Origin of the sequence: Nordella sp. HKS 07, from assembly GCF_011046735.1 — a bacterium.
Classification (GTDB): Bacteria; Pseudomonadota; Alphaproteobacteria; order Rhizobiales; family Aestuariivirgaceae; genus Taklimakanibacter.
Genome location: NZ_CP049258.1, coordinates 5,481,611 through 5,496,844 on the forward strand (window position 1 = coordinate 5,481,611; position 15,234 = coordinate 5,496,844).

At 59.1% G+C, this 15,234-nt stretch carries 15 protein-coding genes; 6 read left to right on the plus strand and 9 right to left on the minus strand.

The features are described from left to right. The first annotated feature begins 9 nt into the window (after positions 1 to 9). The gene (locus G5V57_RS35375) at positions 10 to 306 is read left to right on the plus strand and encodes a Rap1a/Tai family immunity protein (RefSeq protein ID WP_371744837.1); all 297 of its coding nucleotides are present in this window, start codon (positions 10 to 12) and stop codon (positions 304 to 306) included. 205 nt (positions 307 to 511) lie between these two features. On the opposite strand, the gene G5V57_RS25750 is transcribed toward G5V57_RS35375, so the two are convergent. Both G5V57_RS25750 and G5V57_RS25755 read right to left on the minus strand, forming a co-directional pair. Further along, complete coding sequence (locus tag G5V57_RS25750) at positions 512 to 1,855, minus strand: DUF6600 domain-containing protein (RefSeq protein ID WP_165170714.1); 1,344 nt, start codon at positions 1,853 to 1,855, stop codon at positions 512 to 514. 13 nt (positions 1,856 to 1,868) lie between these two features. Then, complete coding sequence (locus G5V57_RS25755; RefSeq protein WP_165170716.1) at positions 1,869 to 2,183, minus strand: hypothetical protein; 315 nt, start codon at positions 2,181 to 2,183, stop codon at positions 1,869 to 1,871. 339 nt (positions 2,184 to 2,522) lie between these two features. Between G5V57_RS25755 and G5V57_RS25760 the strand changes: the two genes are divergently transcribed. Further along, positions 2,523 to 2,756: a hypothetical protein gene (locus G5V57_RS25760; RefSeq protein ID WP_165170718.1), complete on the plus strand. Its 234-nt coding sequence runs from the start codon at positions 2,523 to 2,525 to the stop codon at positions 2,754 to 2,756. A gap of 308 nt (positions 2,757 to 3,064) precedes the next feature. Here the strand turns inward: G5V57_RS25760 and G5V57_RS25765 are convergent, their stop codons facing one another. The 4 genes from G5V57_RS25765 to G5V57_RS25785 all read right to left on the minus strand — a co-directional run bounded on the left by G5V57_RS25765 (position 3,065) and on the right by G5V57_RS25785 (position 7,119). Beyond that, complete coding sequence (locus G5V57_RS25765) at positions 3,065 to 3,772, minus strand: LysR substrate-binding domain-containing protein (protein ID WP_371744625.1); 708 nt, start codon at positions 3,770 to 3,772, stop codon at positions 3,065 to 3,067. Then, positions 3,685 to 4,008, minus strand: a complete 324-nt coding sequence (locus G5V57_RS35380) for a LysR family transcriptional regulator (protein ID WP_165170722.1) — start codon at positions 4,006 to 4,008, stop codon at positions 3,685 to 3,687. Before G5V57_RS35380 ends, G5V57_RS25765 begins: the two co-directional genes overlap by 88 nt. A gap of 2,215 nt (positions 4,009 to 6,223) precedes the next feature. Further along, positions 6,224 to 6,601, minus strand: coding sequence for a hypothetical protein (locus tag G5V57_RS25780; protein WP_165170726.1), 378 nt, complete (start codon positions 6,599 to 6,601; stop codon positions 6,224 to 6,226). A 218-nt stretch (positions 6,602 to 6,819) separates the two neighbouring features. Beyond that, positions 6,820 to 7,119: a hypothetical protein gene (locus G5V57_RS25785; protein WP_165170728.1), complete on the minus strand. Its 300-nt coding sequence runs from the start codon at positions 7,117 to 7,119 to the stop codon at positions 6,820 to 6,822. 286 nt (positions 7,120 to 7,405) lie between these two features. Here G5V57_RS25785 and G5V57_RS25790 point away from each other — a divergent pair, with 286 nt between their 5' ends. Continuing rightward, positions 7,406 to 7,813, plus strand: a complete 408-nt coding sequence (locus G5V57_RS25790) for a cupin domain-containing protein (protein ID WP_165170730.1) — start codon at positions 7,406 to 7,408, stop codon at positions 7,811 to 7,813. 50 nt (positions 7,814 to 7,863) lie between these two features. On the opposite strand, the gene G5V57_RS25795 is transcribed toward G5V57_RS25790, so the two are convergent. After that, positions 7,864 to 8,388, minus strand: coding sequence for a hypothetical protein (locus G5V57_RS25795; RefSeq protein WP_165170732.1), 525 nt, complete (start codon positions 8,386 to 8,388; stop codon positions 7,864 to 7,866). Between the two features lie 335 nt (positions 8,389 to 8,723). Between G5V57_RS25795 and G5V57_RS25800 the strand changes: the two genes are divergently transcribed. Next, entirely contained in the window at positions 8,724 to 10,469 is a 1,746-nt protein-coding gene (locus G5V57_RS25800) for an arylsulfatase (protein ID WP_165170734.1), read from the plus strand. A gap of 251 nt (positions 10,470 to 10,720) precedes the next feature. After that, a complete protein-coding gene (locus G5V57_RS25805) occupies positions 10,721 to 10,993 on the plus strand; it encodes a hypothetical protein (protein ID WP_246737367.1) in 273 nt (90 codons plus the stop codon). Between the two features lie 61 nt (positions 10,994 to 11,054). On the opposite strand, the gene G5V57_RS25810 is transcribed toward G5V57_RS25805, so the two are convergent. Together G5V57_RS25810 and G5V57_RS25815 are read right to left on the minus strand one after the other, a co-directional pair. Beyond that, positions 11,055 to 12,749: an iron ABC transporter permease gene (locus tag G5V57_RS25810; RefSeq protein ID WP_165170736.1), complete on the minus strand. Its 1,695-nt coding sequence runs from the start codon at positions 12,747 to 12,749 to the stop codon at positions 11,055 to 11,057. Between the two features lie 8 nt (positions 12,750 to 12,757). Continuing rightward, positions 12,758 to 13,804: a Fe(3+) ABC transporter substrate-binding protein gene (locus G5V57_RS25815; protein WP_165170738.1), complete on the minus strand. Its 1,047-nt coding sequence runs from the start codon at positions 13,802 to 13,804 to the stop codon at positions 12,758 to 12,760. 150 nt (positions 13,805 to 13,954) lie between these two features. Here G5V57_RS25815 and G5V57_RS25820 point away from each other — a divergent pair, with 150 nt between their 5' ends. Next, the gene (locus tag G5V57_RS25820) at positions 13,955 to 15,202 is read left to right on the plus strand and encodes a mechanosensitive ion channel family protein (RefSeq protein WP_165170740.1); all 1,248 of its coding nucleotides are present in this window, start codon (positions 13,955 to 13,957) and stop codon (positions 15,200 to 15,202) included. The last annotated feature ends 32 nt before the right edge of the window (positions 15,203 to 15,234 follow it).

Genomic DNA, 15,234 nt, shown 5'->3' on the forward strand with positions numbered 1-15,234 from the left:
GCAAAAAGCATGTGGAACGGCAACAAGCTTTTCACCGAGTGCAGTCGGTCAAGCGCTCGCTGTGCGTCCTATCTTGCCGCAGTTGTTGATACAGCAAATGAGGCCGCGGTGATTGCCACACAAAATTTGGCGATCTGCCTCCCTCCAAGAGCAAAGGTGGAGAAGCTCCGAAAAGTTGTCTTGAAGGAGTTGGAGGTACAACCACAAGCTCGCGCAAGCTCGGCTGCATCCGTTGCTTTGAGGGCTCTCAAGAGAAAGTGGCCATGCCCCACCCACCTCGGGACTGGAGCGAAGCCGTTGCAATAAAGCCGGTTAAGGAATTCACCCGCATCGGGTCCCTGCACGTCGATCTTGTGGAGCGTCGAGACATCGCAGATGCCAACTTTTCTCGCGCGCTGCCGTCACCTCGCGGATGACCGGATCGAGCCAGCTATTACGGGCACTGGGCGTGCTCCTCCCTGGAGGCACAGTGCATTTGTGGCAAGCCGGGTGACCGGCCGGGCTGAAGCCACTATTGAGCGCACCCTTCGCCGCTGGCAGGATCGCAGCCGCCCTTGGGTACCTTGCCCCGGGGCTCGCTCTCCTTCGCTTTCGGCCTCTCGATCGGCTTCAGCTTCTGCGCGCCCTGCAGTTGTTCCACTCGCATCTGAGGCTGCTCGGTGCCTTTCAGCTTTCGCTTTACCAGCTGCTGCTGCTCCTCACTCACCTGCGGTTGCTTTTTCCTTTTCACTTGTTGCTGTGGTTGGTCCGTGCTTTCGGAAGATTTCTTCTTCACTGGCGGCTCCGGCTGTGCGGCCGCTTTGGACGATTTCTTCTTCTTTGCCGGTTGCTCCACTTCGGTAGTCGCCGGAGCCGGGCTCTCCAGCGGTTGCGACGCATTTCCGGCGGGTTTTTTCCTCTTCACCGGCTGCTGCTCTTCGCCGGCCTGTGACTTTCTTTGTTGCTTCTGGCCTTGCTGGGGCTGCTGCTCCGCCTGGCCTGTATCGGGCGATTCTGCCGGCGCCACTTTCTCCGACTGAGCTCCCTTATTCTTCTTCACCTCTTCGACCTTTTTGACCTCCTTGGGCTTCATATTGTCGCCCCGACTCACCTCGCCCGTGAAGGCTGATACCTCGCCGTCGCTGCTCTTCCCGCTCTGCCGAGGATCATCGGTGTCCTTCACCTTCACGGTCTTCACGTCCCGCTTGGTCTCCCGGCGGACATAATCGACATCGATTGCGTTGTTCACGACGACATTGTTCTCGATCCTCACATTGCCGACGGGATCCGCCGCCTCGACGACACGGACGCGCTCATGATCGTCGTCAATCACCAGGACCGAAAGATCGGTTTCAAGAAAACTCCGTGACGGCACGGCCACCCAGTAGCGTTCGGGAATGTCGCTCACCGAGATCGTCACTGAGATATCATCATCGACTTCCGGCGGCAGTGGCGCCCAGACTACGTAATCCGCACTGCGCCGCCAGCTGACCCAGGCCGGCGCCCAGCGTCTGCCCGGAATCCAGTACCAGCCAATGTCGTCATCATAGCCCCAGCGCCCATAATGGTACGTCGCCCAGCCGAAAGGCTCATCGGAGACCCAGAACCAGCCATATCTCTCGGTGTAAGCCCAATGTCCGACCGTATAGGGGCGCCAGTCCCCGTTCACGCCCGCCGGGATGAAGACATAGGCGTCCCGATATTGCGTCCAGCTGCCATGGGGTGCCAGATCGTCATAAAAAGTGCCGAAGGAGATCGACACATCGGTGGCGGCCTGCGCAGGAGATAGAAACATATTCACGGGTCCCGACACGGGAACCGCGAAAGTGAATGCCGCGGCCGCGGCGGAACACAGGAGAATCTTGGTAAGCCGCATGATGGCCTCCCTATCAATGTTGTCGGAGGATGAAGGGGCGGGCGGATGGAAAGGTTCCAAATAATTGGCGCAAGCGCGTGGCGACCCCAAACATCGGGATGGATTCTGGAACCAGCACGCGCATCGCGCATTGTTTTCTCGTCGCCGGCGTGCCGCCTTCGATCGAACGGCGGCCTTGATCGTCTGATCCAGTAATCCGCGGCATCGAAGCAGCTTCCCGCTCAGTGCGGTTGCCCGCTTCCAGGTCGGATAGGGTCGCCGGCGGCAACCAGCTCGCAGAAACGATTTGCGAGGACGCGCAGATCGACATTCCGGTCTTCGACGACATCGTGCTGCCACGCCGTGGCCAAGGGTCCGGTCACTGCAGCGGCAAGCCCCGGAGCGTTCCCGTGTCCTGGCCCAATTCGGGCCGAGAGAGCGGTAATTGGCGGCGGTTGGAAGATAAAATCAGGCAGGCCCGGACATGCTTGCGAGCGGCCTCGAAGCATTCCAATGCCGGCGACAGATGAGCGCTAAGATTGTTTGGCTGAAATGTCCCAGCAAACACCATGCCGCAATCTTCATGCGATTCTACGCGCCTGCGCATATTGCTCTCAAGTTCGGAACATGTGCTTGCCCGCAGCATACAATAAGTAAGGGACGGCTCCATTTTTGCAGGAGCTAAACCATGAAAACCAAGACGATCTTTGCCGGCGCTGCTGCGCTGGGAATATTTTTGATTGGGAGCCCCGTTACCTTCGCCGGTGTCATGTCAGAACCGCCTTCGCAGGAAACATTGGCACAAACGGCCGAAGGTATCGTGATTGAACCAGCGGCCTATGGCGGCGGCAGCGGCGGTCGCATTGACGGTCGTGGCCATGGCGGCGGCGGAACTGGCCGGGTCGGCGGAATTGGCCATTAAGCTTTCGATCACTTCGGGATCCTTGGGCCTCCCATACTACGGGAGGCCGTTGTTAGACCGCAGGCAGTGCTTTGTCCGCTGAGACTTGAAAGATAGATTCGGGCAGGGCGGATCGGACCGAACACGCTCCACTTCGTCTCTGCAGGACTCTCAGCTCTATGTCGTGATGGCCCGAAGCTCCATGACGCCCTGAGCGTGAGGTGTCGAGATCGACTTTATCCAGGATCAGCCGCTCAAATTCATTGACAGAACGAATGAAAAGTGTCGTTGGGTCAAGGTAGATAGTAGGCTGGTCAGCTGCAGGAAGGCTAGGGGCGGATATGGACGGAAATGTCACCGGAACTTGCCATGCGCGGAAGGTCGTTGGCATGTTTCAATACGGCTGCTTCGCCGATAACCCAGGAACGGAATGCAGCAACCCGCGGTCGCTCACACCATGCAATAGGTGTTACCAGTGAATAAAGAATGCGCACGGGAAACTCGACATCGAACAGCCTGACAAGACGCCGAGCATCAATATCGCTCGACACGATAACATCAAATCCTAGTCCAATTCCCTGTCCGTCAGTAACCGCCTGAAGCAGACGGTCGTAGTGATCAAATCTTAAACCCCTCCCGACATCTGGTTTGCCTCCAGCAAATGTGATCCAATTCTCCAAGTTTGGGCACCCGGCTTCGTGAAGTAATGTAAATCGACGCAGGTCATCCGGTTTTTTAATGGGCGGGCTCTTGCGCAACAGGTCCGGGTTAATTACCGGATAGCGCGACGACGCAATCAGCGGCGTGACGAGCAGACCCTTGATCGGCTCGAACCCCCAGCGAATGTTGATGTCAACTTCTTCGCTTGCAAAGTCAGCTCGCACAAGAGAGCCGCACAGATTCAACTCGATGTCGGGGTATAACTCGTGAAATCCAGATAACCGCGGCATCAGCCAGCGTAGGAAACCAGGAGCTGCTCGCACTGAAAGTGAGCCGCCTGTGTCACGACTGCTGATGCGCGCCGTTTCGGCAGCCATAGTATCGAGAACAGCGCCGATTCCCTTGAAGTAACTGAGCCCCTCGCTCGTGAGGGCAACGGCATGGGTCTCACGATAGAACAACCCACCCCGAGATAATCCTCCAGCGCCTTGATCTGGTGGCTGATTGCCGACTGTGTAAGGCATAGTTCACTTGCAGCTTTCTTGAAGCTGAGATGTCGAGCTGAGGCCTCGAAGGCGCGAACTGCGGGAAAGGGTGGAAGCCTGCGGCGCACAGCGCTTGAGTCCTTTTCACCTGCGGTTGAAATAGTATCGCTTGTCCCGACCCCCAAAGCAAGCGACGGTAAAGCCCCAGTTTGGAAGGACTTGGGACATCGGTGCGGACACGAGAAACTCCGATTATTGGCGTCTCGGGTGTGCTGGCAATGTTGTATTCATTGCAACCGGCATTTGCCCATGACCACTGGATCTCTCGCCAGCGTTTCCAGGATCCATCCTCGCATTCATGGTGCTGTGACGAAAATGATTGTCTTCCAATAGACGATGAACAGGTCAAGGCGACACGCGAGGGCTTCTTGATCAACGGACAGTACTTTATAAGTCGCACACGAGTGCTGCCCAGCGGAGATGCGCGATATTGGGCATGCTTCTATGGCCGAGATAAAGGGCCGCACGAAAAGGAACAGAAAGTTCGGTGCTTCTTCGCGCCAATGAACATGTAGTTAGAACTGGGCGATCATCCTCCTCCGATCTTGGCGTCCGACGCCTTGTTCGTCCAGTGATGGTCGGTCCCAGCCGGGCTTTTTTGTTTTGCAATGCTCCGCCGGCGCCAGCATGTGCAGTGCGGGTGGCACCGGCGGGTGCTGTGCCGGTAAGGGCCGGCGTCAGAGAATACCTTGTTCTCAGTCATCCGCCCATACAGTTAAGTGAGCCTCCAGCGAGGTGGCTATAACGAAACGAATATACGCCCAACTAGAGCCGCCGGCTGGCGAGCGCCCTATCGCCCGCGACAGAACGCGCGAACGGAGATCTCGCATCTCTGACGGGCTTTTAGGGCGTGCCTTGTAACAGGCTATCGGAAAAATCCCGAAACGCTCTGGATGTTCCCAATCGCTATCAATCTTCTTCGCTTGTCCCTCTGGCCACGACCTTGATCGTGGCCTGGGCGGGTCGCTGGAGCTTTGAGGGCGCCCGCCGGACCAGGAGGCGGTCCGTAGCCCGACGGGCTAGATGGCCATGAACATGAGCGCGACTCTATCATGGCCATCTTCGTAATGCGGGTGCTCCTAAATGGTTCCGGGCGTCGAGTTGAGCGCGAAGCCCGTCGGTACTTAGGGTTCGGGGCAAGCTTGCCCAGGGGCCCCTGGTAGGAGCGCTGCCGGTTTCGGGCCCGGAAACCTAAAATGTATCCTGGCTACCGCCGGGTTCCGGTGGTGGGTCCAGTCTGAAAGTTCACCATGAGCAATGTAGTTTCCGGCGTGCCTCAGGCCATTCGGGAGCAATTGGTGTCCGCGGCGCGCAATTTGCTTCAAGGAATGAGGTTCTTCCCATCGAAGTGGTGGATCGTTAGGGCCGCGAGGTCGATACCCTCAATGCATCGCGCGTTGACGGAAACGGGCGGTGAATATTGCGTGGATGTCCGTATTACCGCCACGCCACATATCGGGCAGAAATGCTGTCCACCCGTCACCGAGCGCCAGACATAAGTGGAGAGTTTCCGCCTCTCCGTCACAAGCCGCACCGCTTCTGGCGGGACATACCAATGCAGGAAGCCGGTTCGCGAGCAAATTGAGCAATTGCATTCGAAGACCTCCGATAGCTCGGCCGTGACTTCGAGCTGGATGTGCCCGCAGTGGCAGGAGACTTTGTGAGGCGCGCTCATCGTTCTGGCCTTACCCGGCTAATGGACATTCGATCGAAACTGACGGAAATGGTCGGCAATGTGAAGAAAGTCGTTCCGGGGCTGATCGAGCACGGTTGACTATTTGGCGTCCTCATCCTCCGGTCTCCATAATTGAACCAAGCGTGGAGCGCGCCACTACGCGAAGATGGCGGTCGATCAGTCGATGGGCGTACCTGATAGGTGACCAGGGTGGCAATTATTGCCGTCACTTACCGACGGGCCTCTACTTTCCAGTGACGCTCGCAATTTCATAGCGCGCCTCGGAAAGGTTCCTCAGGAGCAGGTCATGTTCTCTCGATAAACAATCCGCCACCGTTAGCGGTCAAGCGCTGCTCACCGTCACCTGTTTGCAAAAAGGGAACATCGGTTCAATGCAGAAACTCTGCGAGGGCTCCGGTAGCGATTCTGATTTCTCCTCTGGTATCCGCCCCATAGCACCAATCGGCGACACTGGGCGATCGGCGGACGATGGTAGCCCGCCATTCGAAGGGCATAGTAATACCTGGCGGGCCATTTGCTTCCCTAAACGACAGGGATGCCGCAGGTAATGTCCCGTTTATAGGAAGGTTCCATCTTAGACATTCGGATTACGTCCCCGTCTTGGCGAGCCCTAGATATTGGACCCAAAGGTCCCAGGCTTCGTTGATTTTCTCAATGGCCTTGTCGAGCGATGCTGTTTTCCCTCCGTGAGGCAGATCCTGCGGCGCCGCGACGCTACTGATCGTGACATCCATCCTCCAGGCCCAATAAGCATGCATCTCGACCCACTTCCGGTCGATCAGCTGCCATTCTTTCACGTTGACGACGCCGGCGACCAAGATCCTATGGCTGAAGACGGAATAAGTGTCGCCCTGTCGACGAGACGCGTTCGCCGGCCTCCGATCCTTTTCAATTCGGAGGCGCATTCGACGGCTCCCTGAGATCAGCCGCAGATACCCAAAGGCTTCAGGCGCAATCGACGTCACGCTTCGCATCGTCGGCCGTCGGTGCCGAGCCTCTCGCGACTCCTCGTAAGGTGCTCATCGTTATGCGGTTGATCCCCCAGTCCCAGCGAATGCGGTCACTTCCAAGATCGTCGATCTTGTGAATCTGACCGACCTCCAGCTTGCCCGCGAAAATCCTATAACCTTCCCTTGTGCGCCCGGGCTGGGGCACAACGTACTGCTCAAACCTCAGCGGCACCTCAGTTCCTCCGATTAAAGGGCCGCCTTGGCCACCAGTCGTTCGAATAGTCGCCGGTCCGAAACAGGATCTCCGCCTCGAACCGTTGACACTTCACGCATTTCAGAATCTTCGTCAGATCGGCCATGCGAAATTCGCGGCCATGTGTTTGGCGAAGGCGCTCAAGAATATCGTCGTCTAAGAGCTTCTTGTGACCGCAGCGCGTGCACTCGGCGACGGCACTCAAATTGAAGTCGATGACCTCACGAAGGAGAACATTGTCGCGCGCCTTCGGGCCAATACTGCGCGGAACCCCAACCATGGCTCATCGCCTACTCCTCAAAACTCGTTACTCACTAGAGAACAATATGAGAACGAAAACATGAGTATGTCAAGCTGGAACGATGGCCTGAGAAGGTGGCCCGCCAAGTTTGCACCAAGGGGCGTAAAGGGCGCCTCGGCCCGGCGTCTTCCAATCGCGCGGCCCTTTCTTGGCGACACGATCGACAGCACCGAGGCGCGCTGGAATTCTTTCCTTGTCGGATATGTTGGTAAGTGTAAGGTCTGACGCCAATTAGCTAGGGAGAAGGCGCTTGATAACAACAAGAATGGTTCTGGCGACGCTGGGCGTCGTCATTTTGACGGGTGCAACATTTGCGCTCGAGGCAGTTACGGTCACGCCGGTTTACGAGACGAGCGAAACGGCATCCGGAAAGCCGATCACCTTGCCGCACAACAACGTGAGGGTGATCGTTTCCACCTTCGATATCGCGCCGGGCGCTACGCTGCCGGTCCACAAGCATCCCTTCGCGCGCTACGCCAGTGTTCAGGCGGGGACGCTGAAAGTCATCAATGTCGAGACCAATGAGGCCAAGGTCTACAAGACTGGCGATTTCATCGTTGAAATGATTGACCAGTGGCACCGTGCCGAAAATGTCGGCGATGATGCGGTCAAGCTGCTCGTGATAGATCAGGTCGAAGGAACGGCCGCGAATACGGTCCTGAAAGATAAGTAGACCGGGCCGAGACTATCGGCGCGGATCATCGGATCCGGAGTTGTCACGCCTCACTCACCGAGGAAACTCATGCTGTTGCACGAGACCTCGGTCTTCCCGGTGACGAAGGACGGCTCGCCGATCTGAACCTTTGTCTCGCCCTTGATGGCAGCGCGTTCCCTGATGCGCCTCAGCCAGTCCTCGACTGCGGAGCGATCTTCATTCGTGACCAGCCGCAAGCCGGTGCCTGCCGACGTGCCGGGACCTCGATAATAGAGGCGCGGGAAGAGCTCGATCAGCAGCGGATCCTCGGATGAAGCGCAGATATGCGTGAAGGCGACGCCTTCGATCCTGAGCGGCGGGCCGAGGCCCCAGCAGGTTTCGCTGTCGGCGCGCTCACCCTTCTTGATGCGCTTGGTCTTGTTCAGGGAAATCAGGGTCGCCGTCGGATCGGGAGGATAGGCGCAGGCGATCTGGCGGATCGCATGATCGACGAAGGCCTCATTCTCCTGCTGGGCAAGGGAGGTGGTTGAGCCACAGATCAACAGGACAAGGATCAAGATCGCAGCGGGAGCGGATATTGCGGCCATTGTCATCGCAAGTCTCCTCATCAATGGAGCGCCGCCGCGTCCAGCATACACTCCGGCTACGCCCGCGCAAGGCGGGAGCCTGATCAATCCGCATATGGGAAATATTCGCTGCTCCGCTCGCGTGTAGATTTCCATCCATTTTCGCGTCCGCGCCATATGGGACCTAAGGGCAATAGACTTCGGGCGGGTCCTGCGCGAGCGTCAAGCCGTCCGCGAGCCTGCCGACAATTGTGCTTGCGATGAATCTGCCGTGAAAAAGAACACTTTGCCGACTTGAGCGGCTTCCCCGCTATCTGCGTAAGCTTAGCCGTGCGTGTTCGAATTTCTTAACGGAGGTACTGATGTGCAGTGATCTCAACAATTTTGGTGAAGTGAAAGAAAGGTCGAGAGCTACGAGAAATCACATCAATCTGCTTGCCGGTGTTGTGGCGAGTGTTTCGCTCTGGGCGCTGCTCGGTGTTGCGGCGCCAGCGCCGGCGCTGGCACAGGAGCCGAAGCCCAATATCGTCGTCATCATGGGCGATGATGTGGGCTGGTTCAATATCGGCGCCTATCACCGGGGCATCATGTCCGGGAAGACGCCCAATCTCGACAAACTGGCTTCTCAGGGCATGATGTTCACTGACTATTATGCCGAGGCGAGTTGCACGGCGGGCCGGGCGAGCTTCATTACCGGAGAGATCCCGTTGCGCACAGGCTTGACGACCGTCGGCCAGGCCGGCGCGGATGTGGGCATGCCCGACAAGGCCGCAACCCTCGCCTCCGCCCTCAAAGCTCAGGGTTACGCCACCGGCCAGTTCGGCAAGAACCATCTCGGTGATTTGAACAAGTTTCTGCCGACACTGCATGGATTCGATGAATTCTTTGGCTATCTCTATCATCTCGACGCGATGTCGGACCCCTATTGGTATTCGTTCCCGGATGACCAGTCGTACCGCGACAAAATCGGTCCGCGCGATTTGCTGCATACATATGCGACCGATACGGACGACCCGACCGTGCAGCCGCGTTGGGGAAAAATCGGGAAGCAGAGGATCATCGACGAGGGACCGCTGGCACCGTACCCCGACATGACCAACGTGCCGAACATGCACGATATCACGCCGAAGGCAAAATACGACATGACGACCTTCGACGAAGTGCTGGTCAAGGCCTCGTGCGACTTCATGGACAAAGCCAAAACCGCCGGCAAACCGTTCTTTGTCTGGCACAATACGACGCGCATGCATGTCTGGACGTTTCTGTCGCCCAAATACCAGGCCCTCATGAACAGCCAGACCAATTACGGCCTCGAGGAAGCCGGTATGGCGCAGATGGATGACAATGTCGGCGCCATCATGAAATGCATCGAGGATGCGGGCGAGGCCAACAACACCATCGTCGTCTTCACCACCGACAATGGGGCGGAGGTGTTTACCTGGCCCGATGGCGGCATGACCCCGTTCAAGGGCACCAAGGGTACCGTGATGGAAGGCGGCTTCCGGGCACCGGCCATCATCCGCTGGCCGGGCAAGGTCAAGCCGGGCACGGTTGAGAACGGCATTTTTTCGGCGCTGGATTGGTTTCCGACGCTGACGGCGGCAGCCGGCAACCCCGACATTACCGATCAGTTGCTGAAGGGTGTGCAGTTGGGGGATCGGACCTACAAGAACCACCTCGACGGCTATAACCAGCTCGACCTGCTGCAGGGGAAAGGGCCGTCGACGCGCCATGAATTTTTCTACTTTGGCGGCCCGCAATTGGGTGCTGTTCGTATCGATGACTTCAAGTACCAGTTCTATCAGCAGCCGCAGGGTTGGCCTGGCGCGAAAGTGACGACGGACATGCCGACGATGGTCAATATCCGCCAGGATCCGTTCGAGCGGACGCCATCGATCAGCGAGCAAAGTCTCAACGATCTCGGCGGAGGCTACATGAACGACTTCTACGCCCGCGAGTTCTGGCGCTTCGTCAGCGTTCAGCAGGAAGTCGCGAAGCTGGCCCTCACGGCGATCGACTACCCGCCGATGCAGGATCCGGCTTCCTTCAACCTTGAAGCCGTGAAGAGGCAGATCGACGCGGCGATCAAGAACAAGCCAGGCAACTAGAGAAAAACAAACATACGCGGCGGGCGGCCTTTGCGGGCCGCTCGTTTGTTTTTCCGGAGTCTACGGCAGGAGAGGCCGGTTGCCGAGCCGGGCGATCTGCGACATCACTTATGACTGGAAACGAATCTCCGCGCTAGTAGACTGAGATCATCTCACCAGGTGTGACTGCGATCCTGCAGGGTGTTTCGGTTTCGGCCTCCACTCGATCGCGGTAACGGAGGTTCGCCGGGATTGAACAAGGAGGAGCTGCAATGATTGGGGTACTTCGATCTTTCTGCATGGCGTGTCTTGCCACCTGCGCCATCTTCACCAGCGCGGCCGCGCAAGACGAGAGCGTCGAGATGACCGTCCTCGCCGATCAGATCCGAAGCCAGGGCTATGAATGCGCCAATCCTGTCTCGGCGCAGCGTCAGGCGGCTCAGTCTGTTCAGGACGAACCTGTCTATATCTTGAAATGCGAAAATGCGACTTATGAGATCCGCCTCGTACCTGATCAGGCGGCGAAGGTAACCAAGGTCGAGTGAGTTCGGGCTCACCTGGAGTGCTCGGGCAGGTCGCTACGCCGGGAATCGGTCTGAGCGCAGGTTAGGTCTCCGTCCGCGCCACGCCGGCGTTGATGCTGCGCGACAGGAGGATCACCGGCAGGATTCCGGCAAGCATGATGAGGAGGGCGGCGACGGAGGCGTCTTCGACGGCGGCGCGGGAAGCCCGCTCATAGACATAGGTCGAGAGCGAGTTGTAGTTGAAGGGCCGGAGCAGGATCGTCGCCGACAGCTCCTTGATGCTGTCGATGAAGACGAGGAGTCCGGCGGTCAGGAAGGCCGGCTTCAGGATCGGGATCAGAACCTGGGTGAGCGTCTCGCGTGGGCTGCGTCCCAATGTACGCGCCGCCATGTCGATATGGATCGGCACCTTGTGGAAGCCCGCCTCGATGGCGCCTTCCGCCATGGCGAGGAAGCGCACGCTCATCGCATAGATGATGCACAGGGCTGTGCCGGTGAGCAGCAGGCCGGTCTTGATGCCGAAAGTGGCCTGCATCCAGTGATCGAGGAGATTGTCGAAGCGCGCCAGCGGGATGAGGATGCCGAGCGCCAGCACCGTGCCCGGTATGGCATAGCCCAGAGCGGCGAAGCGATTGAGGAGCAGCATGTTGCGGCTCCTCGTCACCCGCACCGTATAGGTGAGGAGGAAAGCGAGGCCGACCGTGACCACGGCGGCCGCGGCGGCGACCAGGACGCTGGTGAGGATCGCTTCCTGCAGCGTCGGATCGAGCAACTGGTCGAGCCGCTTAACCGCGTAGGCGCCCAGCACATAGACGGGCAGGCCGAAGCCCGCGATGATCGGCATGAGGCAGGCAATGAAGGCGAGGCCGCCCTGCCAGCCCGAAAGCTTCTGAAGGCTGCTGCGGCGGACCATCGAGGTGCTGCGGCCGAGATTGAAGCGCTGCCGGCGCCTGGCCCAGCGCTCGGCCAGGATGACGCCCAGCACGACCACCAGCATGATGCAGGCGATCTGTGCCGCACCGTTGAGGCTGCCCTGATTGAGCCAGGTCGTATAGACGGCCGAGGTCAGCGTCTTGACCCCCAGGAATTCGACGGCCCCGACATCGTTGAGGGTCTCCATCAAGGCGAGCGTCACGCCGACGATGATGGCCGGCCGCGCCATCGGCAGGAGAACCCGGAAGAAGGCGCGGGTCGGCGAGGAGCCGAGCGTCCGCGCCACATCGGTGGCATTGCGCCCCTGCATCAGGAAGGCGGCGCGGGTGGTGAGATAGACATAAGGATAGAGCACGAAGGATAGGATCACCACGGCGCCCCACAGTGAGCGTATGTCGGGGAACCAATAGTCGCGCGATGTCTTGAAGCCGAAAAGTGCCCGTATCAGCGACTGGGGCGGACCCGTGAAGGTGAAGAACTCGGCATAGGCATAGGCGGCGAGATAGGTCGGCACCGCGAGCGGCAGCACCAGCGCCCAGGCGAGCACGCGCCGGCCGGGAAACTCATAATAGGCAGTGAGCCAGGCCGGGATGATGCCCATGCTGGCGGTGAGGAGGGCGACGCCCGCCATCACGAGGGCAGTGGTCTTCAGCGCCACCGGCAGGACATTGCGGGCGAGATGCGGCCAGTCGGCGCCGCCGCCCGAGAGCGCCAGGGTGATGAGCGCGAGGAGGGGGATGAGCACGGCGAGCGCCGTCAGCACCGCGCCGACGCTCAGGAGCCTGTGCTCCCTCAACGAGAAAAAGGGGCGCGAGCGCCCCTTCCGGATAATGTCCGCCGTCACCCTTGACCTCAGGAGGCCGGGCCTTCGTCGAAGCCGACCTTGTCGACGAGCTCCGAGGCGGCCTTGCGGTTCTTGGCGATCTCGGCGAGTGGCAGCGCGTCGGGCTTGAGCGTGCCCCAGGCCGAGACGATGTCGGACGCCTTGATGCCGGGCTCGACCGGATATTCGAAAACCTGCTCGCCATAGAGGGTCTGGCCCTTGTCGGTGGCCAGGAATTCCATGAGCTTCACGGCATTGTCCTTGTTGGGGGCGTATTTCGCCAGCGCCATACCGGAGATGTTCACATGCGTGCCGCGGTCATTGGCATTGGGGAACAGCACCTTGATGGAGGCCGCCCATTCCTTCTGCTCGGGCTCCTTCTCGTTGGTCTGCATCTGGCCGACATAATAAGTGTTGCCGAGCGCGATATCGCATTCGCCGGCGAAGATCGCCTTGGCCTGGTCGCGGTCGCCGCCATCTGGCTTGCGCGCCAGATTGGCCTTCACGCCCTTGAGCCACTCCTCGGTCTTCTCAAGACCGTTATGGGCGATCATCGAGGCGATGAGTCCGATCGTGTAGACATGCTGGCCTGAGCGGGTGCAGATCTTGCCCTTCCACTTGGGATCGGCGAGCTCTTCATAAGTAATCGCATCCTGGCTCACGCGCTCCTTCGAGGCATAGATGACGCGGGCGCGCGTGGTCACGCCGAACCAGTTGCCCTCGGGGTCGCGATATTGCGCCGGAATGTCCTTGTTGATGAGCTCATCGACGAGCGGCTGGGTGACGCCCTTGTCCTCGGCGGCCTGGAGTCGGCCGATATCGACGGTGAGAATCACATCCGCCGGCGAATTGGCGCCTTCCTCGGCGATCTTCTCCTCGAGGCCCTTATCGAGGAACAGCACATTGGTCTTGATCCCGGTCTCGGCGGTGAACGCCTCGAGCAGCGGTTTGATCAGCTCGGGCTGGCGGTAGGAATAAATGTTGACAACGCCGTCGGCGAGTGCGCTGGTCGCCAAGAGAGCGGCGCCAAAGGGCACCGCGACAGCGAGTTGCAAGAGTTTCTTGAAGGACTTCATGTGCTTTGTTCCCTTTGTTCCGCCGGCCCTCGATGCTCGCCGGAGCTATACCTGAGTATTACTGTCGGGTTTTGCGGGAAAAGCCTCGGAGCGTCAAGAAAAAACCTTGTTCGATCAGTTATTTAGAAATGTTCTAGAGAAGGTAAGCGAATGACGATCGATCAGGCTGAAGTGGAAGCGACGCGGGCGTTGGAAATCCTGCTGGGCTGGCTGGTCAGCTCGCAATTCTACGCCCAGATCGGCGCCATCATCCTGGCCAGGGCGGTTGCCCATTTCGCCAACCGCCAGATCAAGGCGAAGACACCCTATTTCAAGAGCCCGCCGGAGCAGGGCGCGCTGCTGAAGGTGCGGCGTTGGCTCTATAGCTGCCGCGACCTGCTGTTTCCCATTCTATGTGTCCTGATGCTCGCCATTGCGGTCCAGGTGGTCGAGGGAACGGTGGGCTCCTCCTGGCTGGTGCGCATCGCCCAGAGCATCGCCGTGATCGGCGTACTTTATGCGGCGATCAACCGGTTCATCCGTCATCCGCTCATCAATGCCGCGGCGCGCTGGATCGGTATTCCTATCGCGACGCTCCAGGTTTTCGGTGTCCTCGACAATTTCTCGCTCTATCTCGATTCGGTCTCACTCGAGGTCGGCAATATCAGGCTGTCGCTCTACACGCTGGCCAAGGCGGCGGTGTTCGGCGGCATCCTCTTCTGGCTTGGACGATTCTCCAACGACGCCGGGCAGAAGGCCATCCGCAAGCAGGAAGCGCTCGATATCCCGACCCGCGAATTGCTGGCCAAGATCTTCCAGATCGCGCTTTTTGTATTGCTGTTCATCCTGCTTCTTCAGGTGCTGGGGCTCGATCTGACGGCGCTGACGATCTTCGGCGGCGCCCTCGGCGTTGGCCTCGGCTTCGGTCTGCAGCAGATCGCCTCCAACTTCATCTCCGGCATGATCCTGCTGTTCGAGCGCTCGATGAAGGTGGGCGATTATGTCGAGGTCGGTGGTGGCATGGCGGGCACGCTGCGTGAGATCAATATGCGCTCAAGCACGCTCCATACCGGCGACGGCAAGGAAATCATGGTGCCGAACGAGAAATTCATCACCTCGGCATTCGTCAACTGGACGAAATCCGATCATTTGCAGCGCTTCGACGTGACCTTTTCGGTGCCCTATGACGCCGATATCCACAAGATCCCGAATCTCGTCCAGGCAGCCGCCGCCCGGCACCCGCATATCCTGGCCAGGCCCACAGGACCCTCCTGCGATATCAAGCAATTCGGCGACAAAGGCATCCAGTTCGGCCTCACTTATTGGGTCGCGGGGACGAATGGATATGGCTCGGATGTGCATTTCCTGGTGTGGGATACGCTGAAGGAGGCAGGTATCGCCTTGGGGCCGTTAAAATAAGTATCACGTTGCTTGACACCCGGCGGGCGCTG

Bases quoted from the DNA above. Each gene is read 5' to 3' on its own strand.
- G5V57_RS25765 (WP_371744625.1), bottom strand. From the start codon at position 3,772: ATGGCTGCCGAAACGGCGCGCATCAGCAGTCGTGACACAGGCGGCTCA.
- G5V57_RS25755 (WP_165170716.1), bottom strand. From the start codon at position 2,183: ATGTCGTCGAAGACCGGAATGTCGATCTGCGCGTCCTCGCAAATCGTT.
- G5V57_RS25805 (WP_246737367.1), top strand. From the start codon at position 10,721: ATGATTGGGGTACTTCGATCTTTCTGCATGGCGTGTCTTGCCACCTGC.
- G5V57_RS25760 (WP_165170718.1), top strand. From the start codon at position 2,523: ATGAAAACCAAGACGATCTTTGCCGGCGCTGCTGCGCTGGGAATATTT.
- G5V57_RS25795 (WP_165170732.1), bottom strand. From the start codon at position 8,388: ATGACAATGGCCGCAATATCCGCTCCCGCTGCGATCTTGATCCTTGTC.
- G5V57_RS25800 (WP_165170734.1), top strand. From the start codon at position 8,724: ATGTGCAGTGATCTCAACAATTTTGGTGAAGTGAAAGAAAGGTCGAGA.
- G5V57_RS25815 (WP_165170738.1), bottom strand. From the start codon at position 13,804: ATGAAGTCCTTCAAGAAACTCTTGCAACTCGCTGTCGCGGTGCCCTTT.
- G5V57_RS25785 (WP_165170728.1), bottom strand. From the start codon at position 7,119: ATGGTTGGGGTTCCGCGCAGTATTGGCCCGAAGGCGCGCGACAATGTT.
- G5V57_RS35375 (WP_371744837.1), top strand. From the start codon at position 10: ATGTGGAACGGCAACAAGCTTTTCACCGAGTGCAGTCGGTCAAGCGCT.
- G5V57_RS25750 (WP_165170714.1), bottom strand. From the start codon at position 1,855: ATGCGGCTTACCAAGATTCTCCTGTGTTCCGCCGCGGCCGCGGCATTC.
- G5V57_RS25820 (WP_165170740.1), top strand. From the start codon at position 13,955: ATGACGATCGATCAGGCTGAAGTGGAAGCGACGCGGGCGTTGGAAATC.
- G5V57_RS25790 (WP_165170730.1), top strand. From the start codon at position 7,406: ATGGTTCTGGCGACGCTGGGCGTCGTCATTTTGACGGGTGCAACATTT.